Origin of the sequence: Pseudomonas sp. SG20052 (genome assembly GCF_031766055.1) — a bacterium.
Classification (GTDB): domain Bacteria; phylum Pseudomonadota; class Gammaproteobacteria; order Pseudomonadales; family Pseudomonadaceae; genus Aquipseudomonas; species Aquipseudomonas mandelii.
Window position 1 is genome coordinate 154,677 of record NZ_CP134498.1, and the last position, 26,874, is coordinate 181,550.

The window sequence follows — 26,874 nt, forward strand, 5'->3', positions numbered from 1 at the left end:
ATCAGATGAAATTGATTTCTTTGAGGTAGTCGCAACCGCGACGCAGCAGTGCGGGTGATTTTTCCGGGTAGTGCGCGCCCATCTGCCGAACGCCGGCCTGGGCGTTGTCGTGGCCGATCATCGAGATGTCGCCGATGTCTTCCTCGAAGCCGTTGAGGTAGAAACCGAGTACGCCGAACAGCGCGTTGTCGCTGTCGACCCGACCCAGTTGCTGTTGCCAGTCGGCGACGCTGACCATGGAGAACTCCCGGCCCGCCTCACGGAATGACGCGACGTAATCGTCCCAACTCAGGGGCTCGGGGTTGTGCAGGTTGAACACCGCTTTTTCAGACGAATAACGGCTGGCATGGAAGCCAATGAAGCGAGCGAGAAAGTCCACCGGCATCAGGTCGAAATTCAGCGAAAACTCCGGCACCTGGCCGAGCTGGATCGAGCCCTTGAGCATCAGCATCAAGCGGTTTTTGTGCGGCTGACAGACGCCGGAGAGGCTGTTGAAGCTGATGTTGCCGGGGCGATAAAGATTGACCCGCACCCCACGTTCACGCGCTCGTTCGAGGATCCGTTCGCCGACCCACTTGGACAGGTTGTAGCCGTTCTTGATGTAGATCGGCGGTGTCTGCGCTGCGGGTAATTCCAGCACTCGGCCATCGTCGGCAATCGTGCTGGACGCCGACAGCGTGGAGACAAAATTGAAGATCTTCTTGCTGCGCCCCTCGCACAGCCGCAGGCATTCGAAAATCGGCTCGACGTTGTCCCGCGCCAGCGACTCGTAATCGAGCACGTGATTGACGTTGGCGGCGTTGTGCACCAGCGCGCCGAACTCTCGATCGAGGCGCTCGTAAACGTGCGCATCAAGCCCCAACGCCGGGCGAGTGATGTCTGCCGCGTAAACCTGCACCCGACTCAGGTCCAGGTGCTCCAGACGGTTTTCCCGCAACGCATGAGCGAAGCGCTCAGCCGCCGATTGCCCACCGCCATCGCGCACCAGGCAGGCCACTTCAGTGACGCCCCACGCCAGCAACGCTTCGACGATGTGCACACCGACAAAACTGTTTGCGCCGGTGACGATCACCTTGTGCACATCGCCCATGCGGCTGATGGGCAGCGGCTGAATATCCAGCTCGCGAAAGGCATCCGCCAGTGCTTGCGCGCTCAGGACTTCCTCGGTGCCGGAGCCGCGCACCAATGTCGCCAGCTTCGCAATAGTCGGCAATTCAATGAAGCGATTGATCGAGATGCTGCGGCCGAATTCTTCACGCAATCGCAGCAACATCCGTGACAACAGAATCGAGTGGCCGCCCAGATTGAAGAAACTTTCGTCGGTCGAAATATCGCTGGCCGGCAACTCCAGCAGCTCAGCCCAGATCTCCAGCAACAGCGCTTCATCGGCGCTGGCGGGCAAGCGCCGTGTCGTGTTTTCGGCAACATTCACCGGCATCGCCAGCAGCGCTTTACGGTCGACTTTGCCGTTACTGGCGAACGGCATGCTCGGCAATTCAGTCCAGGCGATGGGTTGCATGTAGTCCGGCAAAAACTGCATCGCATGAGCCTTCAAGGCTTCGCGCGCGGCGCCCGTTTGGTTCTCCTGAGGTTGTGCGAGGAACGCCAGAATCCGCCGTTGGCTGTCGATAACCACCGCCACCTGGCGGTACAACTGACTGTCGCGCAGGCAGCGTTCGATCTCTTCCGGCTCGACGCGAAAGCCGCGGATTTTCACCTGATTGTCCCGCCGTCCACACAGCTCGATACCGTCGCCGGTCCATTTCGCCATATCGCCGGTACGGTAGGCGCGCAGGCGCTGGCCGTCTGGCAAGTTCATGTCCAGGTAACGTTCGGCAGTCTGCTGCGGGTTGTTCAGATAACCCAGGCACACCCCCGGCCCGACAATGTACAACTCACCGACGACCTGCTCGGCCACCGGCTGAAAAGCCTCATCGAGAATCAGCACCTGGCTGTTGGCAATCGGCGACCCGAGGGTGCGGTTGCTGTCGCCAGCGCGCAGTTGGCGCGCGGTAATAAGCACCGTGGCTTCGGTCGGGCCATAGAGGTTGTAGAGATTGCCCTGACGGGTGAGCTGCTCGATAACGTAGGGTTCGCAGACATCACCGCCGGTCATTACATGATCCAGGACCTGCAGCTGATCCAGCGGCAGAATGCTCAACAGTGCTGGCGGTAAAAATGCATGGCTGAGGCGTTGATGGCGAATCAGCTCGACCAGTTGCAACGGATCGCGACGCTGGTCGTCGTTCGGCACGATCAGTTCGGCGCCCTGAAGCAGGGTCGGGAAAATATCGATCAGCGACGAGTCGAAACTCAACGACGAAAATTGCAAGGCCCGACTGTGTTCGGTCAGCTGCACATAGTCGGCATACCACGCGGTGAAGTGCGCGAGGTTAGCCTGGCTGAGCAGCACGCCTTTGGGATGCCCGGTGGTGCCCGAGGTATAGAGCGCCATGCAGGGCGCGTCGAGAGCGGGGCGCTGGCGCATCAAGGGTTGACCGAGAGCGACGTCAGCGAAGTCGATGCGACTGATGTCCAGCCCCGGCATTTCATCGGCGAGGGGATGCTGGCCGTCATGCAGCAACAACACCGCTCCTGCATTCGTAAGGATGTACTGCTGACGTTGCAGCGGATGGCTCGGCTCCAGCGGCAAGTACACCGCGCCGCTGCCCAGAATCGCCAGGATCCCTGCATACAACGCACTGCTTTTCGGCAGGCAGATCCCGACCACCAACGGGCCTTGATGCTGTGCGAGCAACGGCAGCAAGCGTTGCTGGATCGCACGGCTCTGGGCGTGTAATTGCCGATAACTCAGCGATGTGCCGTCGATGTTCAGCGCAGGTCGTTCGGCGGACTCGATGAAGCGTTGTTGCAGACGCTCGATCATCGGGATCCGGGCGAGTTCTTGCAGCCACGGTTGAGCGGTGTTGTTGAGTTGATGAACGAACGCCAGGCGTTCTAAAAACAGCAGATTGTCCACCTGTTCAAAATGGGCTGCCGCAGCCGGTTCAGCGCAGAGAAAATACTCGGCGTCCCGGGAGAATCGACTGACCAGCAGTGAGACGTGATCCACCAGTTCCGCCACCGCTCGCAGGCGCAAGGCCTGGCCGTTTCCGCTAGGTTCATCGGCAATCGGCACGCGCGTGAACAGCGTTGATCCCTGCATGCACAGCAGGTCAATCGGCGGTAGACCGGTGACGTTCGGCACGCCAATTCCCAGTTGCAGTGTCAGATGCGGCGCATCACTCGGGACTGAAAACGCCTGGCTGGCGTCGTCAATCAGCAGATCAAACAACGGCGCCTCCTCGAACACCTCGAGCCGCACCAGCGAATGACCCTGTTGTTCAAGTTCCAGCGCCAGGTCGGTCAAGGCCTGGCTTTGCCCAATGAGCAGAATGTCGAGACGTCTCATGATGTTCTCCTCGTTAAACCAGGTAGTCGCTGAGGGTGTCTTGCACGCACGGCGAATCCAGCAGCGAACTGCTGCGGAAAAACCGCACGATGTTGGCGACCAGCGGGTGATGACGATTGATCGGGAAGGCCAGCCCCGAGATCTCGTTCTTGAGTGCCTGGCGTGCCGCGTCGCTGATCTGCAAGGCTTCGATCAAGCGGAAATCGAAGGACTTCTGGATGTCGTTGGTCAGGTAATGGCCGATGAACACTGGCAGGATTTGCGCGATGAGCTGGCGGTCGTCTTCGCTCGCGGTGTGCCAGTAAATGCGCACCATCCGCGACCAGAACCCGGAATGGCGGCCCTCGTCGAGCAAGTGATCGGCCATCAGGCCCTTGATCGACTGCTTGACCGTGTCGTCCTTGGCGAACGCCGCGACATCGCCGGTTACGGTGTTCTCGGCGATGGCCACGCAGATCAGTTCTACCGCGCTGCGCAGATGCTCTGGTGCGAGGGCCACGGCCGCCGGGATCGCCCGACTCAGCTCGATTTCATCCGGCAGCTGGATTGGCGTAATGCCGGTCATGGCGACGGTCTGCTGCATGAAGTCCATGGCCACCAGCGCGTGGTAATCCTCGTCCACCACCACAGTCATGGCGTCATAGCGACAGGCAAACGGGAACGCCACGGCGAAGCGATTTTTGGCGATGCTGCGGGCGGTCTTGTCGACGATCTCGGTTTCGAAAATAACCACGTCGTTGATGAATTTGTAGAGCGTCTGCACCAGCGCGAAGTCCCGTTGTTCCGGGCATTCGCGCAGGAAGGTCTCGCTCAGCACCAACGGTTGGCGGCTCAACGGATAGATCAGCTTGCCGTCATTCTCCAGCACGCGCCGCGGGCGGGTGCGGATGGTCGCGCGACTTTCCCAGGCGTCGGCGAAGGATTGGTAGTCGGCGGCGTTCATGCGTTCACCTCCGCAACCGGTTCGCTCATGCTCAGGCGCAGGCCGTCCCACAAGGCAATGCGACTTTCCACGGCGGCAATGGCGCTGGCGTAGACGTCCGCTTCGCGTTGCGGATCGCCGTCGACCAGCCGGGCGAGGAGTTTTTCAGCGGCGGGGCCGTGGTCCTCGGAGTCGACTTCGATGTGCCGCTCCAGGTAGTAACGGAAGGTGGGCGCCTGCTCGATGCCGATGCCCCAGTCGTCGAGAATCCGTTGGAACATCTGCGGAATAACGCTCTCACGACCGTGCAAAAACGCTGCGGCAACGCTGTGTCCCGGCGCATGCAGCGCAGTGTGCAAGGTGTGCCGTACAAACTGCGCAGCCGCCGGATCGACATCAACGCTTTGCAGCGCCACGTCGTAACTCACGCCTTCTTGTTGCAACGCCACGAAGCGTTCCACGGCCGCCGTGCTGGCACCGACTTCGCGCATCGCATCCAGGTACAACTCGAAATGACTGTAATGACCTTGGGCCGGGCGATCATCGGACTCTTCACCCAGCACAATCTCATTGATAAGACGCGCGGCCTGCGGATCTCGCGGCGGCAACCAGGGCAGTTGGACGCAGGTCAGCTCCTGTTGCAGGCGTTTGGTCAGCGACATGAAATCCCACACCGCAAAGACATGGGTTTCCATGAACCGTTGAAGTACCGACAGCGAATGTATTTCAGAAAAGATCGGGTGTGCACTAAGTTCTGCTTTCTTCTGGTTGAGTCGGTCTTTATTCGTTTTCATGAGCGAGCCTATAAGTGATCTGAAATGCCGTTAAGGGTGTTGTGATCAATAAGTGACGGTCGTCTAACGTTTTTGTTGGCGAGCGAATGCCTCAACTAAATTGATCTCATTAAGTGCGATACAGTCGTATGGGTGCCGTGTTTTCTGGTGGCGGAGAAAAACTAATACACGAATAAAGTATCGGGCAAGTTATTTTTATATTATTTGAAAGTTCAACTTTCTTGAGTGCGACAAGTTCTAATAAAACTATAAATATCAGTTTTATTTGGGCGTAGTTGCTCCTTTCGGCGAAGTGTCGTCAAAATTCAAATGAAGAGTGAATGCCTCACTCAAAGCAACTTTCAAAGTTGTTCCGTTGAATGCTTCAAGGGGGTGGAAGTTGGCTGGGATTGACGCCGGTGCTTCCTTTCCCGTGACAAGACTCCTTCCGTAGGTTCTTGGTGCGAGGACTGTGCCGCCATGGCGGCGCGTCGCCCGTTCATTATTCGTTGGCAGCCCAAGAGTGAGCGTAAATCACGGCCGCCGCTATCGCCCGGCCGTCATCTTTGCTGGCGTATTGATGGAACCTGAGGGAGGCGAATCGAAGGCAGGCTTGGGGAGGGGGCGTGCGGTGGCTGAAGCGGGGATGTGTAAGTAGATTATTCACAGCAAGCGCGGCGCGCAGTTCGAACTGCGCGCCCAGGCTTGGCGCCGGGAGTTACCTGGGGGTTTTCTTGTTAAGCGCTTCGGGGCTGTTGAGGTAGCGCGTGATGACCTCGACACCGCGATTGAGGTGATGCTCGAGCAGCTCGACCGCAAGCTCGACATTGCGGTCTTCGGCGGCCAGCAACAGCGCTCGGTGGTCTTCCTGGGACAACTTGCCCAAGCCCATGGCTTCCAGATTAAAGCGCAGAAAGCGCTCTTCTTCGTTCAACCCGTCCTCGACCAGCCGCAATAGCCGCTGGTTAGGGGCCTTGCAATAAAGCGCCATGTGGAAGAGCCGATTGAGGCGGCCGATTTCGCTGTAATCGTGCTCCATTTCCAGGTCGTCGATATGCTTGGCTGCCCGCTCGACGTCTTCCTTTTCCAACAAGGGAATCGACAAACGCAGCGCTTCTGATTCCAACAGAATCCGTAATGCATACGTTTCGACGGCATCGCCCTGGACCAGCGGTGCAACCACCGCGCCTTTATGGGCGATAACATTCAACAGCGCCTGGGCTTCTAGTTGGCGCAAGGCTTCACGCACCGGCATGCGGCTGACGCCGAACAGGTCGGCCAAATCTTGCTGGCGCAACGCGGTGCCGCAGGGAATGCGCCCGTCTAGAATGGCCGATCGCAGGGTTTCTTCGATCACCGAGCGTGCCAAGTGAGCGGGAATCGGCCCGTTGACCTTGATACTGCTGAGGGGGTTGGGCTTCTGTGTCACAACTACGCACCCTGATTGGCTGAAATATTTGGATCCAAATGGACACTAGTGACTGCCATGCAGCTTGTCAAACGGACAAAAGACCGCAGCCCGCGACGTTTCATGTCACCTACCATTCAAAGTCTAGCGCGTTGCCAGTGATTGCACCGTGCCATTGTCTTTTAACGGGCTAACCTGCACCATCAACCGAATTTCACCTGCCTGACCTGGATGCCTCGCATTGGCGGTACGTTTCGCGATCCCTCGGACTTTGCGCTGGCTGTGCTGCGCGTTGCTGCTGGCTGGCGCCATGCTGGGCGGGCTGCATGCCGATTGGGATTTTTCGCTGATCAGCCGCAAGGCGCAGGCCTTGTATGGGCCATTGGGTGACGGGAAGCCGCGCATCGATGCCTGGCAGCATCTGCTGGCCACGCAGAAGCAGGCCAGCGAGCTGGAACAGCTCAATGTGGTCAACCAGTTTTTCAACAAGCAGGTGCGTTACGTTGAGGACATCGACCTTTGGCATGAGGTCGATTATTGGGAAACACCCATCGAAGCCCTGTGGAAGGGCGCCGGCGACTGCGAAGACTATGCGATCGCCAAGTACTTCAGCCTGCGCCATCTCGGCGTTTCCAGTGACAAGCTGCGCATTACCTACGTCAAGGCGTTGCGCCTGAACCGGGCGCACATGGTGCTGACTTACTATTCGAGCCCCGAGGCCATGCCGCTGGTGCTCGACAGCCTGATCGATGCAATAAAACCGGCCAGCCAACGAACCGACTTGCTGCCGGTCTACTCTTTCAATGCCGAAGGGTTGTGGTTGCCGGGCGCCAAGGGCAACAAAAAGGTCGGAGATACCAAACGCCTGTCTCGCTGGCAGGACGTGTTGAAGAAAATGCAGGCCGAAGGTTTTCCGGTCGAAACGACTAACTAGGAGCACGCGCTCAGATGTCTTTGTTCAAACAGCTGTTGATCGCTATCTGTCTGTTTCTGGTGGTCGCCTTCACCGGCAGCTTCATGGTCAGCCTGGAAAGCTCGCGGACCCAGTACGTCAACCAGTTGCGCTCCCACGCCCAGGACGCCGCGACGGCATTGGCGCTGTCCCTGACGCCGAACATCGACGACCCGGCGATGGTTGAGCTGCTGGTCAGTTCGATCTTCGACAGCGGCTATTACGCGAGCATCCGCGTGGTCGACCTCAAGACTGACCAGACCATCGTCGAGCGCAGCGGCATTCCAGCGGTGAACAACGTGCCGGACTGGTTCGTCAAAATGATCGGCCTGGAACCGGCCGGCGGCGATGCGCTGGTCAGCCGTGGCTGGGAACAGGCGGCGCGGGTCGAGGTGGTCAGCCATCCGATGTTCGCCTTGGCCAAGCTTTGGCAGAGCGCGTTGGGCAGCCTCGGCTGGTTGCTGATCTGCGGCGCGGTGAGCGCGGTATTGGGCGCGCTGTTGCTGCGTCGACAACTGAAGCCGCTGGATTACATGGTCAAGCAATCCCACGCCATTGCTCGCCGCGAATTCCTCAGCCTGCCGGAACTGCCGCGCACACCGGAACTGCGCCGAGTGGTGCAGGCCATGAATCAGATGGTCGAGAAGCTCAAGGCGCTGTTTCAGGAACAGGCCGAGCGCAGTGAAAAACTGCGGGTCGAGTCCTACCAGGACAACCTCACGGGCCTGGCCAACCGTCGTTATTTCGAGATGCAGTTGAACGCCCGGGTGAGCAATCCGGAGCAGGCGAGTTCGGGTTATCTGCTGCTGTTGCGGGTCAAGGACCTGGCCGGTTTGAACCAGCGTCTGGGCGGTCAGCGCACCGACCAATTATTGCAGGCCGTGGGCGAGCAACTGTCCCGCGAGTGCGCCAAGTACCCGGAAACACAGAACCTCGTCACCCGGATCCGTGGCGGTGAGTTTGCCGTGCTGGCGCCGGGGCTGGTGCGCGAAGAAGCGCTGCAACTGGCGCAGAATCTGGACAGCGCCTTGGCCAGCCTGCATGCGACCGGTGCCACGGATGTGGCCTCGGTCGCGTCGATCGGTCTGGCGCCGTTTGTTCATGGCGACTCGCCCCAAGCGGTGTTGGGTTTGGGCGACCAGGCGCTGGCTCAGGCTGAAGGCCAGGGCGAACAGAGCTGGGCATGCCTCGATCACAGCGCCTCGGCCAGCGTCGGGGATGACCATCACGCCTGGCATACATTGCTGGATCAGGCGCTGAATCAGCAGCGGTTTCAGTTGTATTTCCAACCGGTGGTGGCCAGCCAGGACACGCAAGTGGTGCTGCATTACAAGGTGCTGTCGCGGTTGATCGACGACGAGGGCCAGACCATTCCCGCTGGACGCTTCCTGCCGTGGCTGGAGCGCTTTGGCTGGACCGCGCGCCTGGATCGGCTGATGTTGGAGTTGGTGCTTGAGCAGATGGCCGAGCATGAAGAATCGCTGGCGCTGAACCTGTCTTCGGCGACGTTGGCCGATCCGCAGGCGCTGAATAAAGTCTTCGAGATTTTGCGTGCCCACTCCGATCTCGGACCGCGGCTGACCCTGGAAATCGGCGAGGAACAACTGCCCGAGCAAGCGATGCTGGAAGAACTGACACGGCGCCTGCGTGAGCTTGGGTTCTCGTTGAGCCTGCAACGGTTTGGCGGACGCTTCAGCATGATCGGCAACCTGGCGCGGCTGGGGTTGGCGTACCTGAAAATCGATGGTAGTTACATCCGCGCGATTGATCAGGAAAGCGACAAGCGCCTGTTTATCGAAGCGATCCAGCGAGCGGCACATAGCATTGATTTGCCGTTGATCGCCGAGCGGGTGGAGACCGAAGGGGAGTTGTCGGTGATTCGGGAGATGGGGTTGTATGGGGTTCAGGGGCAGTTGTTTGGTGAGCCGAAGCCTTGGCAGTGAGGCTTTAGGATTTGGTCGTCTGGGAGTCCGTCTTCGCGGGCAAGCCTCGCTCCTACAAGATCGTGCGTTGGCGTAAACCTGTAGGAACGAGGCTTGCCCGCGAAGGCGTCAGCACAGCCAACATCGAAGGCTGAGGTTTAAATCAACCCCGTCTCATCATCATCAATCAAGTGACTCAACCCACCCAACGCCTCACGCGCCTGGGTCCGGTCCATCAGCTTGGCCTGGGCGGCGGCCGGCAGGTCGGTGACGCGGATAACGCCTTTGCTGGTCAGCACCTGGATCAAGTCGTCGAGTACCCGGATCATTTCCAGGTCGCTCTGCTTGAGCTGGGTCAGGCTTTTTTCCACAGCTTCGTTGGCGTACCAAGCCTGGATTTCATGGTTGTCGGCCGGCAGCGTTTCCGTGGCTTCGGCGTAGGCCGCAGCTTCCACGCGCACTAACTGACCTTGCGCATCTCGTTGCACGTAGAACATTGAGCATCCCTCAGAAATGAACCAGCGTCATGCTGTCAGCAGCATAGGCCAACTGGGCACGAGTATGCGGTGCGGCGACGAAATCGTCACCGGGGGGATGGGCACAACGTGACGGCCGCCCCATAAGGGCGGCCGTTTTTCGTGGGATCAGCTGTTGTTGTGATCGACTTTGATGGTCGGGTCACTGCCGGCAATCAACGAGTTCAGGTTGGCGCTGGACCAGTTATTGCCTTCCAGTTTGATCGTCACATCCGGCGTTGCGGCCGCGGCATCGCCTGAGTTGAACTTGCCGCCGGAGCTGACTTGCAGCGACGACACGCCATCCACGGTGCTGATTTTCAGGAAGTTGTCGATGGTGCTGCCGGTTTCGCCTTGCAGCAGATCGCGCAGGTCGATGCGGTCACCTTCGCTGGCCTTGAAGTCCTTGATCACGTCGTTGCCGGTGTCGCCAGCCTTCCAGACGAAGGTGTCGGCACCCGAACCGCCAATCAGGATGTCGTTACCCTGACCGCCCATCAGCGAATCGTTACCCGAGCCGCCGAGCAGAATGTCATTGCCCTTGCCGCCGTCGAGCAGGTCGTTGCCGCCCTGGCCGAAGATAATGTCATTGCCCGAACCGCCCAACAGCGTGTCGTTGCCGTCATGGGCGCCGGACACGTCGAATGCGCTGTAGTGCTCGGTGATGAACTGGTGCACGTTGCTGGTGGTGACTTTGCTGACGTCCACACCGGTTTCTTTGGCGACGAACGCCTGCATCGCCTGGTAACCCTCGCCGGCGATGCCGTTGAAGCTCACCAGGTCGCCGAACAGGATGTCGTTACCATTGCCGCCATTGACCGTGTCGGCACCCGGCATGGTCGCTTCGGTGTGACCGATGATCGAGTTGGCCAGGTCTTTCGGATCAATGTTGGTTTGCGGCGTCTTGTCCGAGTCGTATGGCTTGAGGTCGCTGAGGGTGACGTCTTTGTTCAGGCCGATGGCTTCAACCGTCGACACCTTGTCCAGCAGCGCGAAACCGTTGGTCGAGTTGTCGATGGCGCTGGAGCCAGTGCTGCTGCCGTTGCCGTCGCGATAGGACAGCTCGTAAGTGCCGTTGCCCTCAGCGCGAATGGTGCCCAGTTCGGAACTGCTCCAGTAACCGCCCCACGAGTTCTTGTACGTCTGCAGTGTGACGGTGCCGGAGTTATCGATGCTCAGGTAGTGAGTGCTGTCCAGATAACCGGAGTAGGTCTGCCCCAACTTGTAATTGGTGGTGGTGATCACATCATCGAGCTTCACGTTGCCGAACAGGGTCGGGTTGGTCTGCTCACCGCTCTGGTAATAGGTCGGCTTGCCATCGGTGATGAAATACGTGAGGTTTTTCGCCCCGGTGTTGGCCATGGCGTCGGCACTCTGGAACCAGTTCGCCGTGGTTTTGAATACGTCTTCGTAGTTGGTGCCGCCGCCCGACGACATGGAATCCAGCACCGCTTTGAGCAGGATCAGTGCATTCGGATCGTTCAGGTTCACCGAGACAGACTTGTTGACCTGGTTATCGAAGTCCGCAAGGAAGATGTTCACCGTCCCGGAATTACCACCCATGCTCTGCTTGAGGGTGTTGAATACCGACGTCAGCGAGTCCTTGGCGGCGCTGATCGACGAGGCGCTCATGCTGCCCGAACTGTCGACCATGAAGGCGATGTTGTAGTTGGTTCCCGGCACCACGGTCAGCCCGCCGATGTCGGCGACCATGATGTCGTTGCCGTCGGTGCCGGTGATGGTGTCATCGGCCGCCGTGGCAGTAACGGCGTTGTAGACCGCCGGGTAAACCGTGACCGGGATTGTCGCGGTGCTGGCCGCAGAGCCGCCGAGAACTTCGGTGGAGGTCGAGGTCACGGTCAGGTTGAACTGGCCGTTGTAGTACGGCGGCGGGGTCACGGTCAGGGAGCCGAGGTTCCAGCCAGTGACGTTGGCCTCACCCGACGAGGTGCTGGCGGTGAAGGTGTGGCCGGCGCCATCGGTGAGCACGGAGCCCGCCGGGATGCCGCTGATCTTCACGACCAGGCTTTCGGAGCCGTCGGTATCCGTGAGCGCAGTTTTGATCGCAGACAGGTGAACGCTGGTGCCTTCGGCCGCTTCGTTGAGCTTGTAGCCGTCGTAGTAGCCTTCGCCGTTGGTGCCGTGCAGGTCGGAAACTGTCACGCCGGAAGCGGCCAGATCTGCCACGCCGGTGTACAGCGGCACACCAGCGCTGCTCAGGTCGACCGCCGCGCCGCCGTTGACCGACAGGTTGACGTCATAGCTGCCCGGGCCGCTCTGGTTGTGGTGGTAGATATCCAGGGTGTAGTAGCCGCTGGCGGTCGGGGTGAACGAACCGCTCAGGTTGCCGCCCGCGCCCCAGAGCGCGCTGGCCACGTTTTTGCCGCCGATGGTCACGAGCAGGCTGTCATCACCGGTGCCGCTGAAGCTGTAAGTCTTGCCGGCTTCAAGGTAGATCAGGCCGGACGTTTTTGATGCGGTGCCAGCGGTCACGCTGCCGTCGGACTGCACGTTGGTCACGGTGGTGCTGCTGTTCGGTTTGCCGGCCGCATCGATCACCGACTTCAGCGTGTTCGACGCCGCGCCGCTGCCATCAGTGCCGAGGCCCGACAGGCCGGTCCAGACTTCCTTGATCAGCCCGGTGGATTTGACACTGTTGTCCGCCACGCTCAAGGACGGCGCGTCAGCCACCGGCGTGATGTCGATCTTGATCGTGCCGATGTTGCCCAACGTCGTGCCGTCAGTAGGCTGGAACTTGATCTGTGCGTAGTCCGCCAGATTGTTGCCGACGCCGGTGCCGCCGTAGCCATTGGCGCCGGACTCGTTGGCATCCGGCAGGAAGCGCACTTTACCCGCGTCGATGTCAGCCTTGGACAGGGTCTGATTGGTCGTCACGTCGGTCCAGGTCGAACCGTTCAGGTACTGCAATTTGCCTTCGCCCGGCAGGCCGGTGATTTTTACGCCGAGGCTGGCGGCCGGACTGTCGACGTCGCTGACGCCGAAGGTCGACCAGCCGAGGATCAGCGGGGTGTCCTCGGTGCCGGTGAGGTTAACCGGCGCGGCGGTTGGCGCATCGTTCACTGCCACGACGTTGACGGTGGTGGTCGCAGTGTTGGAGTAGTTGCTGCCATCGGTCACCGTCACGGTGATGATCCGCGGCACGGTGCTCGGGTCTTCACTGCTGTTGGTGAAACTGATGTTCTTGATCTGCTGCATGTAGTCGGCCAGCGTCGCATTGCCGGACAACGTCAGCGTGACGGTGCCGTCCTTGCTGTTGGCATTGATGGAGATGCCGTTGACGCTGTTGCCCAGGTTCAGCGCGTCGCCCGGTTGACGGTTGGTCAGCACGATGGTCGCGCCGGTCAGCAGGGTGCTGTCCGGGTCGGTGATTTTCAGGTCGGTGTCGCCGATCGATACACCTTGGCCCGTGGTGCCTTCGGTGAAGGTCACGTTGTAGTTGGCCCCGGTGGCGCCGCTGGAGTTGTTGGCGTCCAGGTCGAGCACGGGCGGCGCATCGTTGTCGATGATCGAAGTGCTGATGCTGCCGTTGGACGCGCTGATCGCCAGGTTCTCGAAGTTGCCGCCGGTGGCCGAGTCGATCTTGACCACGAAGTTTTCGGTGCCCTCGGTGATCCTGTTGTCCAAGGTCGCAACATTGAAATTCGCCGTGCTGGCACCCGCCGGAATTTTCACGGTGTACACGCCGGTGAAGTCCGAACCGTCGGCGGCGGTGCCGCTGTAGGTGATCTTCAGGGTGACTTCGGTCTGCGCCGGGCTCGTCAGGCTGACGGTGTAACTGGCGGTCTGGCCCTCAGTCACCGAGGTGCTGCCGGTGATGCTGACTTCGGTCCGGTCGAGGGTGTCGGTGACGTTGGTGACGGCCGCCGCCGGGCTTTTGACCAGGTTCTCGAAATTACCACCGGTGGCGTTGCTGATGGTCGCCTGGACCGTGCCCGCGTCTTTGTAGACGTCGTCGGCCGGCGCCTTGACGGTCACGGAGCCGCTGGTGGCGTTGGCGGCGATGGTGATCACTGCGCCGTTGCTCAATGTCACGGTGACCGGAGTGCCGGCGGCATGGGTCAGGTTCGCTGTGTAGACGATCGAACCGCCTTCAGCGACCGAATCGGTTGCTGTCAGGCTAAGCGTGGTGGTGTCCGCCGAGTCGGTGACCGAGGTGTCGGCCGACTTGCCATCGACATCCAGCTTCTCGTAGTTACCGCCTTTGGCGTCGTCGATCTTGACGCTCAGGGAGCTGCCGCCGGCCAAGGCATCGTTCGGTGCGATGAAGTTCACACTGGCGCTGCTCGCGCCGACCGGAATGGTGATGGTCTGGTTGTTGGAGAGGGTCACGACAACCGGGGAACCGGTCACTGGCGCAGTCACGGACGCGGTGTAAACCACGGTGCCGCCTTCGGCCACGGAAGGCGTGGCGGTCAGGCTGACGGTCGAGGTGTCGATCGTGTCGGTGACGTTGGTGACGGCCGCCGCCGGGCTTTTGACCAGGTTCTCGAAATTACCACCGGTGGCGTTGCTGATGGTCGCCTGGACCGTGCCCGCGTCTTTGTAGACGTCGTCGGCCGGAGCCTTGACGGTCACGGCGCCGCTGGTGGCGCCGGCGGCGATGGTGATCACGGCGCCGTTCGACAGGTTTACGGTGACTGGTGTGCCGGCCGCATGGGTCAGGTTAGCGGTGTAGACGATCGAGCCGCCTTCAGCGACCGAATCGGTTGCTGTCAGGCTGAGTGTGGTGGTGTCCGCCGAGTCGGTGACCGAGGTGTCAGCCGACTTGCCATCGACGTCGAGCTTCTCGTAGTTACCGCCCTTGGCGTCGTCGATCTTGACGCTCAGGGAGCTGCCGCCCGCGAGGGCATCGTTTGGTGCAACAAAATTCACGCTACCCGAACTTGCGCCAACCGGGATGGTGATGGTCTGGTTGTTGGAGAGGGTCACCACTACTGGTGAACCGGTCACTGGCGCGGTGACGGACGCGGTGTAAACCACGGTGCCGCCTTCGGCGACGGAAGAAGTCGCAGTCAGGCTGACGGTCGAGGTGTCGACGGTGTCGGTCACATCAGTGACCGCTGCCGCTGGGTCTTTAACCAAGTTCTCAAAGTTGCCGCCAGTGGCATCCTTGATGGTTGCTTCGACTTTGCCGGCGTCTTTGTAGACGTCATCGGCCGGTGCCTTGACGGTCACGGCGCCGCTGGTGGCGCCGGCGGCGATGGTGATGACGGCGCCATTGCTCAGGTTCACGGTGACCGGCGTGCCGGCCGCGTTGGTCAGGTTGGCGGTGTAGACGATGGAACCGCCTTCAGCGACCGAGTCGGTTGCTGTCAGGCTAAGCGTGGTGGTGTCCGCCGAATCGGTGACCGAGGTGTCGGCCGACTTGCCATCGACGTCCAGCTTCTCGTAATTGCCGCCCTTGGCGTCGTCGATCTTGACGCTCAGGGAGCCGCCACCGGCCAAGGCATCGTTCGGTGCGATGAAGTTCACACTGGCGCTGCTCGCGCCGACCGGAATGGTGATGGTCTGGTTGTTGGAGAGGGTCACGACAACCGGGGAACCGGTCACTGGCGCAGTCACGGACGCGGTGTAAACCACGGTGCCGCCTTCGGCCACGGAAGGCGTGGCGGTCAGGCTGACGGTCGAGGTGTCGATCGTGTCGGTGACGTTGGTGACGGCCGCCGCCGGGCTTTTGACCAGGTTCTCGAAATTACCACCGGTGGCGTTGCTGATGGTCGCCTGGACCGTGCCCGCGTCTTTGTAGACGTCGTCGGCCGGAGCCTTGACGGTCACGGCGCCGCTGGTGGCGCCGGCGGCGATGGTGATCACGGCGCCGTTCGACAGGTTTACGGTGACTGGTGTGCCGGCCGCATGGGTCAGGTTAGCGGTGTAGACGATCGAACCGCCTTCAGCGACCGAATCTGTTGCTGTCAGGCTGAGTGTGGTGGTGTCCGCCGAGTCGGTGACCGAGGTGTCAGCCGACTTGCCATCGACGTCCAGCTTCTCGTAGTTACCGCCCTTGGCGTCGTCGATTTTGACGCTCAGCGAGCTGCCGCCCGCCAGGGCATCGTTTGGTGCAACAAAATTCACGCTACCCGAACTTGCGCCAACCGGAATGGTGATGGTCTGGCCGTTGGACAAGCTCACGACGACCGGCGAGCCGGTCACTGGCGCAGTCACGGACGCGGTGTACACCACGGTGCCGCCTTCAGCCACGGACGAAGTTGCGGTCAGGCTGACGGTCGAGGTGTCGATGGTGTCGGTCACATCAGTGAGCGCTGCCGCTGGGTCTTTAACCAGGTTCTCAAAGTTGCCGCCAGTGGCGTCCTTGATGGTGACTTCGACCTTGCCGGCATCCTTGTAGACGTCATCGGCCGGAGCCTTGACGGTCACGGCACCGCTGGTGGCGCCGGCGGCGATGGTGATGACGGCGCCATTGCTCAGGGTCACGGTGACCGGAGTGCCGGCCGCGTTGGTCAGGTTGGCGGTGTAGACGATCGAACCGCCTTCAGCGACCGAGTCGGTTGCTGTCAGGCTGAGTGTGGTGGTGTCCGCCGAGTCGGTGACCGAGGTATCCGCCGACTTGCCGTCGACGTCCAGCTTCTCGTAATTGCCGCCCTTCGCATCATCAATCTTGACGCTCAGCGAGCCGCCGACCGCCAGGGCATCGTTTGGCGCAACGTAGTTCACGCTGGCGCTGCTCGAGCCAACTGGAATGGTGATGGTCTGGTTGTTGGAGAGGGTCACCACTACTGGCGAACCGGTCACTGGTGCAGAGACGGATGCGGTGTAAACCACGGTGCCGCCTTCGACCACGGAAGGCGTGGCGGTCAGGCTGACGGTCGAGGTGTCGATCGTGTCGGTGACGCTGGTCACAGCGGCAGCCGGGTCTTTCACCAGGTTCTCAAAGTTGCCGCCAGTGGCGTCCTTGATGGTCGCTTCGACTTTGCCGGCGTCTTTGTAGACGTCATCGGCCGGTGCCTTGACGGTCACGGAGCCGCTGGTGGCGCCGGCTGCAATGGTGATCACGGCGCCGTTGCTCAGGGTGACGGTGACTGGTGTGCCAGCCGCGTTGGTCAGGTTGGCGGTGTAGACGATCGAACCGCCTTCAGCGACCGAATCAGTAGCGCTCAAGCTCAACGTCGTGGCGTCTGCGCTGTCGGTCACTTTGGTGACGACGGCGGAGCGGTCGGTGTCGAGTTTTTCGAAGTTGCCGCCCGTGCTGTCTGCGATCGCTGCCCGAACAGGCGAGGCGCCGGTGTAGACGTCATTTGGCACGGTGTACGGCGCCGAACCGCTGGACTCGCCGGCCTTGATGTTGATCACCAGACCGTTATTCAGGGTCACGGTCATGGCCGTGTCGGCAGGATGGCTCAACGTGGCGGTGTAGTTGATCTGACCACCTTCGCCGACGGTGCTCACATCGGCACTGAGCTTGAGCGTGGTGGTATCCACGGTGTCGTTGACGGTGGTGGTGTGCGTGGTTTTGCTGACGTCGAGTTTTTCGAAATTGCCGCCGTCGGTGCTGGCGATGCCAACGGTGATTTTGCTGCCGTCCTTGTAGACGTCATCGCTCGGCGCCGGAACGGTGATGAGGCCCGACTTGTCGCCGGCCTTGATCAAGACGCTCTCGCCGTTGCTCAGTTTGACCGTCATGTCGGTGCCGGCGGCATTGCTGAGGTTGACGGTGTACGTAATGGTGCCGCCCTCGACCACGTAGTTGCTGGCGGTCATGGTCACTTTGGTGGTGTCCAGGGTGTCACTGATGGCGGTCGAGGTCGGGGTCTTGTCGGCGACCAGGCTCTCGTAATTGCCCCCCGTCACATCCTTGATGGCGTTGGTCAGCGGCTCGTGGCCGACCAAGGCATCGTTCGGCGCTTTGACGGTGATCGAGGCGTTACTTTCGCCGACCGCAATGGTGATTTTTTCGCCATTGGACAAGGTCACGACGACCGGCGAACCGGTGACCGGCGCGGTGACGGAAGCGGTGTAGACCACGTTGCCGCCTTCGGCGACAGAGGAAGTTGCGGTCAGGCTGACGGTCGACGTATTGATCGTGTCAGTGACTTCAGTAACCGCCGCTCCCGGGCTGGTGACCAGGTTTTCGAAGTTGCCGCCAGTCGCGTCTTTGATGGTCGCTTCGACTTTTCCGGCATCTTTGTAGACGTCATCGGCTGGTGCCTTGACCGTCACGGAGCCGACCGTCGCGCCGGCCGCGATGGTGATCACGGCACCGTTCGACAGGTTCACAGTGACCGGGGTGCCGGCAGCATTGGTCAACGTCGCGGTATAGACAATCGAACCGCCTTCCGCGACCGAGTCGGTAGCGCTCAGGCTGACGGTGGTGGTGTCTGCGGAATCAGTAATCGAGGTGTCTGCCGACTTGCCGTCGATGTCCAGCTTCTCGTAGTTGCCACCCTTCGCGTCGTCGATTTTCACGCTCAGAGAACCACCGCCCGCCAATGCGTCGTTTGGCGTTATGAAGTCCACACTGGCGCTGCTCGAGCCGACCGGAATGGTGATGGTCTGGCCGTTGGACAAGGTCACGACAACCGGCGAGCCGGTCACCGGAGCGGTAACGGACGCGGTGTAAACCACGGTCCCGCCTTCCGCCACGCTGCTGTTGGCCGTCAAGCTGACGGTCGAGGTATCGAGGGTGTCGGTAACGTCAGTCACTGCCGGAACAGTGCTTGGCACCAGGTTCTCGAAGTTGCCGCCAGTCGCGTCTTTGATGGTCGCTTCGACTTTGCCGGCATCTTTGTAGACGTCATCGGCAGGCGCCTTGACCGTCACGGAGCCGACCGTCGCGCCGGCCGCGATGGTGATCACGGCACCGTTCGACAGGTTCACGGTGACCGGGGTGCCGGCAGCATTGGTCAACGTCGCGGTATAGACAATCGAACCGCCTTCCGCGACCGAGTCCGAAGCGCTCAGGCTCAGGGTGGTGGTGTCTTTGACGTCGGTCACCGAAGTCACCGCCGGGGTTTGATTCGCCACCAGGTTTTCGTAGTTGCCGCCGGTGGTGCCATCGATTTTCACGCTCAGCGAACCACCGCCCGCCAAGGCGTCGTTCGGTGCAACAAAATTCACGCTACCCGAACTCGCGCCGACAGGAATGGTGATGAACTGGCCGTTGGACAACGCCACCACCACCGGCGAACCGGTCACTGGCGCATTGACCGACGCGGTGTAAACCACGGTGCCGCCTTCGACCGTGCTGGCCGTGGCGGTCAGGGAGACGGTGCTGTTGTTGATGGTGTCGGTTACGTCGGTGACTGCTGGCGTCTTGTCGGCCACCAGGTTTTCGAAGTTGCCACCGGTGGTCTTGGTGATGCTGGCGTCGACTTTGCCAGCGTCTTTGTAGACGTCATCCTTGGGGGCGGCGAAGTTCACCGAACCGCTGGTGGCGCCCTTGGCGATGTTGATGACTGCGCCGTTGCTCAACGTCACGGTCATTGCAGTGCCAGCGGCATTGGTCAGGGTCGCGGTGTAGACGATCGAACCACCCTCGGCGACCGTACCGGTGGCGCTCAGGCTCAGGCCGGTGGTGTCGGTCGAATCGGTGACGGTGGTGACCGCCGGCGAAGAGCTGGTGACGACTTTTTCGAAGTTGCCGCCGTTGTGGCTGGCAATCGTTGCCTGGACTTTGCCGCCGTCGATGTACGGCGTGTTGGCCGGTGCAGCGAAGTTCACCGAGCCGGTGGTGGCGCCGGCGGCGATGTTGATCACTGCGCCGTTGCTCAACTTCACGGTCATCGCCGTGTCCGTCGGGTTGCTCAGGGTGGCGGTGTAGGTGATCTGGCCACCTTCGCTCACGGTGTGGCTGGCCGACAGGGACAGGGACGTCGTGTCCACCGTGTCTTTGACGGTGGTGCTCACTGACGTCTTGCTGACGTCGAGTTTTTCGAAGTTGCCACCGCTGGCGTCCGTCATCTTGACGGTGAGCTTGCCGGCATCCTTGTAGACGTCGTCGCTCGGCGCCGCGATGGTGACCGAACCGCTGGTCTTGCCGGCTGCGATGGTGATGGTCTCGCCGTTGCTCAGCTTGACGGTCACCGGGGTTTGCGCGGCGTTGGTCAGGGTCGCGGTGTACGTGATGTGCGAACCTTCGAGCACAGACTTGTCAGCGCTGAGGGTCAGTTGTGTGGTGTTAGTGGTGTCGGCGACGTTGGTCACGGCCGGATTCGGGCTGGTGACCAGGTTCTCAAAGTTGCCGCCAGCGGCGTCCTTGATGGTGACTTCGAGTTTGCCAGCGTCTTTGTAGACGTCGTCTTTCGGCGCGTCGACGGTTACGGTGCCAGTGGTTTTACCAGCCGCAATGGTGATCACGGCACCGTTGCTCAGGGTCACGGTGACCGGAGTGCCGGCCGGATTAGTCAGGCTCGCGGTGTAAACGATCGACCCCCCCTCGTTGACGTTGCCGGTGGCAGTCAGCGACAGGGTGGTGGTGTCGACGGTGTCGGTCACGCTGGTGCTGACCGGGGTTTTATCGGCGACCAGGTTTTCGTAGTTGCCGCCACTGACGTTGGTGATCGAATTACTCACCGGCGCGTGGCCGCTCAGCACATCATTCGAGACCACGGCGTTGACGGTGCCGCTGCTGGCGCCGACCGCTATGGTGATGGTCTGACCGTTGGCCAGCGTCACGATCACAGGCGAGCCGGTGACAGGTGCGCCGACCGAGGCGGTGTACACCACGGTGCCGCCTTCAGCCACGGCGCTCGTTGCGGTCAGCGTGACGGTCGACGTGTCGAGGGTGTCGGTGACGCTGGTCACCGCTGCGGCCGGGTCCTTGACCAGGTTTTCGAAGTTGCCGCCAGTGGCATCCTTGATGGTCGCTTCGACTTTGCCGGCGTCTTTGTAAACGTCATCGGCCGGAGCCTTGACGGTCACGGAGCCGCTGGTGGCGCCGGCTGCAATGGTGATCACTGCGCCGTTGCTCAGGGTGACGGTGACTGGTGTGCCGGCCGCGTTGGTCAGGTTGGCGGTGTAGACGATCGAGCCGCCTTCAGCGACCGAATCGGTTGCTGTCAGGCTCAGCGTGGTGGTGTCCGCCGAGTCGGTGACCGAGGTGTCAGCCGACTTGCCATCGACGTCCAGCTTCTCGTAGTTACCGCCCTTGGCGTCGTCGATCTTGACGCTCAGGGAGCCGCCACCGGCCAAGGCATCGTTCGGCGCAACGTAGTTCACGCTGGCGCTGCTCGAACCGACCGGGATGGTGATGGTCTGGCCGTTGGACAAGCTCACGACAACCGGCGAACCGGTCACTGGCGCAGTCACGGACGCGGTGTACACCACGGTGCCGCCTTCGGCGACGGAAGAAGTCGCGGTCAGGCTGACGGTCGACGTGTCGAGGGTGTCGGTGACGCTGGTCACCGCTGCGGCCGGGTCCTTGACCAGGTTTTCGAAGTTGCCGCCAGTGGCATCCTTGATGGTCGCTTCGACTTTGCCGGCGTCTTTGTAAACGTCATCGGCCGGAGCCTTGACGGTCACGGAGCCGCTGGTGGCGCCGGCTGCAATGGTGATCACTGCGCCGTTGCTCAGGGTGACGGTGACTGGTGTGCCGGCCGCGTTGGTCAGGTTGGCGGTGTAGACGATCGAGCCGCCTTCAGCGACCGAATCGGTTGCTGTCAGGCTCAGCGTGGTGGTGTCCGCCGAGTCGGTGACCGAGGTGTCAGCCGACTTGCCATCGACGTCCAGCTTCTCGTAGTTACCGCCCTTGGCGTCGTCGATCTTGACGCTCAGGGAGCCGCCACCGGCCAAGGCATCGTTCGGCGCAACGTAGTTCACGCTGGCGCTGCTCGAACCGACCGGGATGGTGATGGTCTGGCCGTTGGACAAGCTCACGACAACCGGCGAACCGGTCACTGGCGCAGTCACGGACGCGGTGTACACCACGGTGCCGCCTTCGGCGACGGAAGAAGTCGCGGTCAGGCTGACGGTCGAGGTGTCGACGGTGTCGGTCACATCAGTTACCGCTGCCGCCGGGTCTTTCACCAGATTTTCGAAGTTGCCGCCAGTGGCGTCCTTGATGGTGACTTCGACCTTGCCGGCATCCTTGTAGACGTCATCGGCCGGAGCCTTGACGGTCACGGCGCCGCTGGTGGCGCCGGCGGCGATGGTGATCACCGCGCCGTTCGAAAGGGTGACGGTGATCGGCGTGCCGGCCGCGTTGGTCAGGTTGGCGGTGTAGACGATCGAGCCGCCTTCAGCGACCGAATCGGTTGCTGTCAGGCTCAGCGTGGTGGTGTCGGCCGAGTCAGTCACCGAGGTGTCCGCCGACTTGCCATCGACGTCCAGCTTCTCGTAATTACCGCCCTTGGCGTCGTCGATTTTGACGCTCAGCGAGCCGCCGCCCGCGAGGGCATCGTTTGGTGCAACAAAATTCACGCTACCCGAACTTGCGCCAACCGGGATGGTGATGGTCTGGCCGTTGGACAAGCTCACGACAACTGGCGAGCCGGTCACTGGCGCAGTCACGGACGCGGTGTACACCACGGTGCCGCCTTCAGCCACAGTGGACGTCGCGGTCAGGCTGACGGTCGAGGTGTCGACGGTGTCGGTGACGCTGGTCACCGCTGCGGCCGGGTCCTTGACCAGGTTTTCGAAGTTGCCGCCAGTGGCGTCCTTAATGGTTGCTTCGACTTTGCCGGCGTCTTTGTAAACGTCATCGGCTGGCGCCTTGACGGTCACGGAGCCGCTGGTGGCGCCAGCGGCGATGGTGATCACCGCGCCGTTCGAAAGGGTGACGGTGATCGGCGTGCCGGCCGCGTTGGTCAGGTTGGCGGTGTAGACGATCGAGCCGCCTTCAGCGACCGAGTCGGTTGCTGTCAGGCTCAGCGTGGTGGTGTCCGCCGAGTCGGTGACCGAGGTGTCGGCCGACTTGCCGTCGACGTCCAGCTTCTCGTAATTGCCGCCCTTCGCATCATCAATCTTGACGCTCAGCGAGCTGCCGCCCGCCAAGGCATCGTTCGGCGCAACGTAGTTCACGCTGGCGCTGCTCGAGCCGACCGGAATGGTGATGGTCTGGCCGTTGGACAAGCTCACGACAACCGGCGAACCGGTCACTGGCGCAGTCACGGACGCGGTGTACACCACGGTGCCGCCTTCAGCCACAGTGGACGTCGCGGTCAGGCTGACGGTCGAGGTGTCGACGGTGTCGGTCACATCAGTTACCGCTGCCGCCGGGTCTTTCACCAGATTTTCGAAGTTGCCGCCAGTGGCGTCCTTGATGGTGACTTCGACCTTGCCGGCATCCTTGTAGACGTCATCGGCCGGAGCCTTGACGGTCACGGCGCCGCTGGTGGCGCCGGCGGCGATGGTGATCACCGCGCCGTTCGAAAGGGTGACGGTGATCGGCGTGCCGGCCGCGTTGGTCAGGTTGGCGGTGTAGACGATCGAGCCGCCTTCAGCGACCGAATCGGTTGCTGTCAGGCTCAGCGTGGTGGTGTCGGCCGAGTCAGTCACCGAGGTGTCCGCCGACTTGCCATCGACGTCCAGCTTCTCGTAATTACCGCCCTTGGCGTCGTCGATTTTGACGCTCAGCGAGCCGCCGCCCGCGAGGGCATCGTTTGGTGCAACAAAATTCACGCTACCCGAACTTGCGCCAACCGGGATGGTGATGGTCTGGCCGATGGACAAGCTCACGACAACTGGCGAGCCGGTCACTGGCGCAGTCACGGACGCGGTGTACACCACGGTGCCGCCTTCAGCCACAGTGGACGTCGCGGTCAGGCTGACGGTCGAGGTGTCGACGGTGTCGGTCACATCAGTTACCGCTGCCGCCGGGTCTTTAACCAAGTTCTCAAAGTTGCCGCCAGTGGCGTCCTTAATGGTTGCTTCGACTTTGCCGGCGTCTTTGTAAACGTCATCGGCTGGCGCCTTGACGGTCACGGAGCCGCTGGTGGCGCCAGCGGCGATGGTGATCACCGCGCCGTTCGACAGGTTTACGGTGACTGGTGTGCCGGCCGCGTTGGTCAGGTTCGCGGTGTAGACGATCGAACCGCCTTCAGCGACCGAATCGGTTGCTGTCAGGCTCAGCGTGGTGGTGTCCGCCGAGTCGGTGACCGAGGTGTCGGCCGACTTGCCGTCGACGTCCAGCTTTTCGTAATTGCCGCCCTTGGCATCATCAATCTTGACGCTCAGCGAGCTGCCGCCCGCCAAGGCATCGTTTGGTGCAACAAAATTCACGCTACCCGAACTTGCGCCAACCGGGATGGTGATGGTCTGGCCGTTGGACAAGTTCACGACAACTGGCGAGCCGGTCACTGGCGCGGTGACGGATGCGGTGTACACCACGGTGCCGCCTTCAGCCACGGACGAAGTCGCGGTCAGGCTGACGGTCGAGGTATCAAGGGTATCGGTAATGTCAGTGACTGTCGGAACAGTGCTCGGCACCAGGTTTTCGAAGTTGCCGCCAGTGGCGTCCTTGATGGTCGCTTCGACTTTACCGGCGTCTTTGTAAACGTCATCGGCCGGCGCCGGGACGCTCACGCTGCCAGTAGTGGCACCCGCCGCGATGGTGATCACCGCGCCGTTCGAAAGGGTGACGGTGACCGGCGTGCCAGCCGCATTGGTCAGGGTCGCGGTGTACAGAATCTGACCACCCTCAGCCACTTCGGTGGACGCCGACAGGCTCAGGCCGGTGTCGTCCTTCGAGTCGGTAATGGCGGTCAGCGCCGGCTCGGTGCTCGGAGTCAGTTGCTCGAAATTGCCGCCGGTGGTCCCGGTGATGGTGGTGCTGACGGTGCTGCCGTTGTTGTAAACGTCATTGTCCGCGGTATCGACGGTCACGCTGCCGGTGGTCTTGCCCGCTTCGATGGTGATGACCGAGCCATTGCTCAAGGTCACGGTCATCGGCGTGCCGGCCGGGTTGGTCAGGGTCGCGGTGTAAGTGATCTGGCCGCCTTCGACCACGGTGCCAGTGGCGGTGAGGCTCAGGCCGGTGTTGTCGACCGAGTCAGTAATGGTGGTGACCGCTGGCGTGGTGCTCGGGGTCAGTTGTTCGAAATTGCCGCCGGTGGTCCCGGTGATGGTGGTGCTGACGGTGCTGCCGTTGTTGTAAACGTCATTGTCCGCGGTATCGACGGTCACGCTGCCGGTGGTCTTGCCCGCTTCGATGGAGATGACCGAGCCATTGCTCAAGGTCACAGTCATCGGCGTGCCGGCCGGGTTGGTCAGGGTTGCGGTGTAAGTGATCTGGCCGCCTTCGACCACGGTGCCGGTGGCGGTGAGGCTCAGGCCGGTGTTGTCGACCGAGTCGGTAACGGTGGTGACCGCAGGTGTAGTACTCGGCACCAGGTTTTCGAAGTTGCCGCCGGTAGCGCCAGTGATCGTGGCGCTGACGGTGCTGCCGTTCTGATAAACGTCATTGGCCGCAGTGTCGACGTTCACGGTGCCGGTGGTTTTGCCGGCTTCGATGGTGATGGTCGAGCCGTTGGACAGGGTGACAGTGACCGGCGTTTGAGCCGGGTTGTTCAGTGTGGCGGTGTAGGTGATCTGGCCGCCTTCGGTGACCGTCGAACCCGCCGTCAGTGTGAGGGTGGTGGTGTCCGGCGAGTCGGTAATGGTGGTCACGGCCGGAGCCGGGTTTGGCACCAGGTTCTCAAAATTGCCGCCGGTGGCGCCGGTAATCGTGGTGGTGACCGTGCTGCCGTTGTTGTAGACGTCGTTGGCTGGAGTCGACACGTCGACGGTGCCAGTGGTTTTACCCGCATCGATGGTGATCGTCGACCCGTTGGACAGGGTGATGGTGACCGGTGTCTGCGCCGGGTTGGTCAATGTCGCGGTGTAAGTGATCTGGCCGCCTTCGGTGACGCTGGCGCCAGCGGTCAAGGTGACCGTTGTGGTGTCGACGGTGTCGGTGACCTGGGTCACGGCCGGTGTCGTCGGCGGGGTGACGGTGATGCCGTTGCCACCCGTGGTGCCGGTGACGGTCACGCTGATCTGGGTCGAGTCGTTATAAACAGTGTCGTTCGGCGCGAGCGGGACGTTGACGGTACCGGTCAACTGGCCGGCCTGAATCACGATCACCGAGCCATTGGACAGGGTGATGGTCAGGTCGGTCAGCGGCGCCTGGGTCAGGGTCGCAGTGTAAACCAGTACGCCACCGGCCTCGGTGATGCTCGGCGTGGCGCTCAGGCTCAAGGTCGATTCGCGCTGTACGTTGGCGCTAGTGTCAGCCGTCTGGCCACCGGTGGTGAGTTGTGCCGCCTGCGCCGCAGTGCTGAGGCCCGCGGTCGGAAAACCAATGGTCGGGTCTACCCGGCCAGCGGTTGCATCCAGCATCACGAAGCTGTGACCGCCACCCGCCGCACCGCCTGTGCCCGCAGCGGTAGGGCCGGCTGCGGTGGCTTCGAGTTCAGTGGTCGGGTCGGCACCGGCAACGATGGCTTGTTGCAGTTCTTCAACCGATGGCGCGGCTTGTGCAGTGGCTTCTGACAGGTCGGTGCTGGAATCCGGGTCGCTGGCGCTCCACTGAGTGTCGCGGCCCAGGTCCAGGGTACGGCCGTCAGCCAGTTCCAGCGTAACGGCGCCCGCCGCGCCCGTGTCTACCTGATCGCCGACAAACAACCGGTCGCCTTCAACGAGTACTCGGCGAATGCCCTCTGGGGACACCGCGAAAACCTGACCGACAATGCTTTTGACGATGGCCACAACACTGCTCATTGAAGACTCTCCGGGTGTCACGTTCAGTTGACTTCCATGGACCTGATGGCGCTTTCGCCAACTCAGTCTGGACGTACTTTCAAGGTATTCGAGGCACAACTTTGACGCGGTTAACCGTCAACAAATTGGCTATACTTTTTCGCTATAAACTATATGCCAAACTATTGACCTTAGTGCTGTCATCCTAAACACTCGTCCCAGTAATGTCACATTGATATTTAGGTAACTACCCGCCCCGCAGAGTGCGATTCAGTTCCAAATTCAAACTTTCCGACACACGGTCATTCCGATGGTCATCA

Annotated in this window: 8 protein-coding genes; 2 read left to right on the forward strand and 6 right to left on the reverse strand. The window is 61.4% G+C overall.

What is annotated here, in order from left to right; all coding sequences use genetic code 11:
• Position 1: 1 nt before the first annotated feature.
• The 4 genes from RHP74_RS00755 to RHP74_RS00770 all read right to left on the reverse strand — a co-directional run bounded on the left by RHP74_RS00755 (position 2) and on the right by RHP74_RS00770 (position 6,536).
• Positions 2-3,412: a non-ribosomal peptide synthetase gene (locus RHP74_RS00755; RefSeq protein ID WP_311097192.1), complete on the reverse strand. Its 3,411-nt coding sequence runs from the start codon at positions 3,410-3,412 to the stop codon at positions 2-4.
• A gap of 13 nt (positions 3,413-3,425) precedes the next feature.
• Positions 3,426-4,355: a diiron oxygenase gene (locus RHP74_RS00760; protein ID WP_083375329.1), complete on the reverse strand. Its 930-nt coding sequence runs from the start codon at positions 4,353-4,355 to the stop codon at positions 3,426-3,428.
• Positions 4,352-5,128 carry a DUF3050 domain-containing protein gene (locus RHP74_RS00765; RefSeq protein ID WP_077750431.1) on the reverse strand — a complete coding sequence of 259 codons (777 nt, stop codon included), beginning with the start codon at positions 5,126-5,128 and terminating at the stop codon, positions 4,352-4,354. The genes RHP74_RS00760 and RHP74_RS00765 overlap by 4 nt, the downstream gene beginning before the upstream one ends.
• 697 nt (positions 5,129-5,825) lie before the next feature.
• Positions 5,826-6,536: a GntR family transcriptional regulator gene (locus RHP74_RS00770; RefSeq protein WP_102594829.1), complete on the reverse strand. Its 711-nt coding sequence runs from the start codon at positions 6,534-6,536 to the stop codon at positions 5,826-5,828.
• A 220-nt stretch (positions 6,537-6,756) separates the two neighbouring features.
• Here RHP74_RS00770 and lapG point away from each other — a divergent pair, with 220 nt between their 5' ends.
• Together lapG and lapD are read left to right on the forward strand one after the other, a co-directional pair.
• Positions 6,757-7,449 carry a cysteine protease LapG gene (lapG, locus tag RHP74_RS00775; protein ID WP_010464935.1) on the forward strand — a complete coding sequence of 231 codons (693 nt, stop codon included), beginning with the start codon at positions 6,757-6,759 and terminating at the stop codon, positions 7,447-7,449.
• Between the two features lie 14 nt (positions 7,450-7,463).
• Positions 7,464-9,410, forward strand: coding sequence for a cyclic di-GMP receptor LapD (gene lapD / locus RHP74_RS00780; RefSeq protein ID WP_200667390.1), 1,947 nt, complete (start codon positions 7,464-7,466; stop codon positions 9,408-9,410).
• A gap of 137 nt (positions 9,411-9,547) precedes the next feature.
• Here the strand turns inward: lapD and RHP74_RS00785 are convergent, their stop codons facing one another.
• Positions 9,548-9,886: a tryptophan synthase subunit beta gene (locus tag RHP74_RS00785; RefSeq protein WP_083375326.1), complete on the reverse strand. Its 339-nt coding sequence runs from the start codon at positions 9,884-9,886 to the stop codon at positions 9,548-9,550.
• Positions 9,887-10,033: 147 nt separating this feature from the next.
• Positions 10,034-26,575, reverse strand: coding sequence for a LapA family giant adhesin (locus RHP74_RS00790; protein ID WP_311097200.1), 16,542 nt, complete (start codon positions 26,573-26,575; stop codon positions 10,034-10,036).
• Positions 26,576-26,874: the final 299 nt, after the last annotated feature.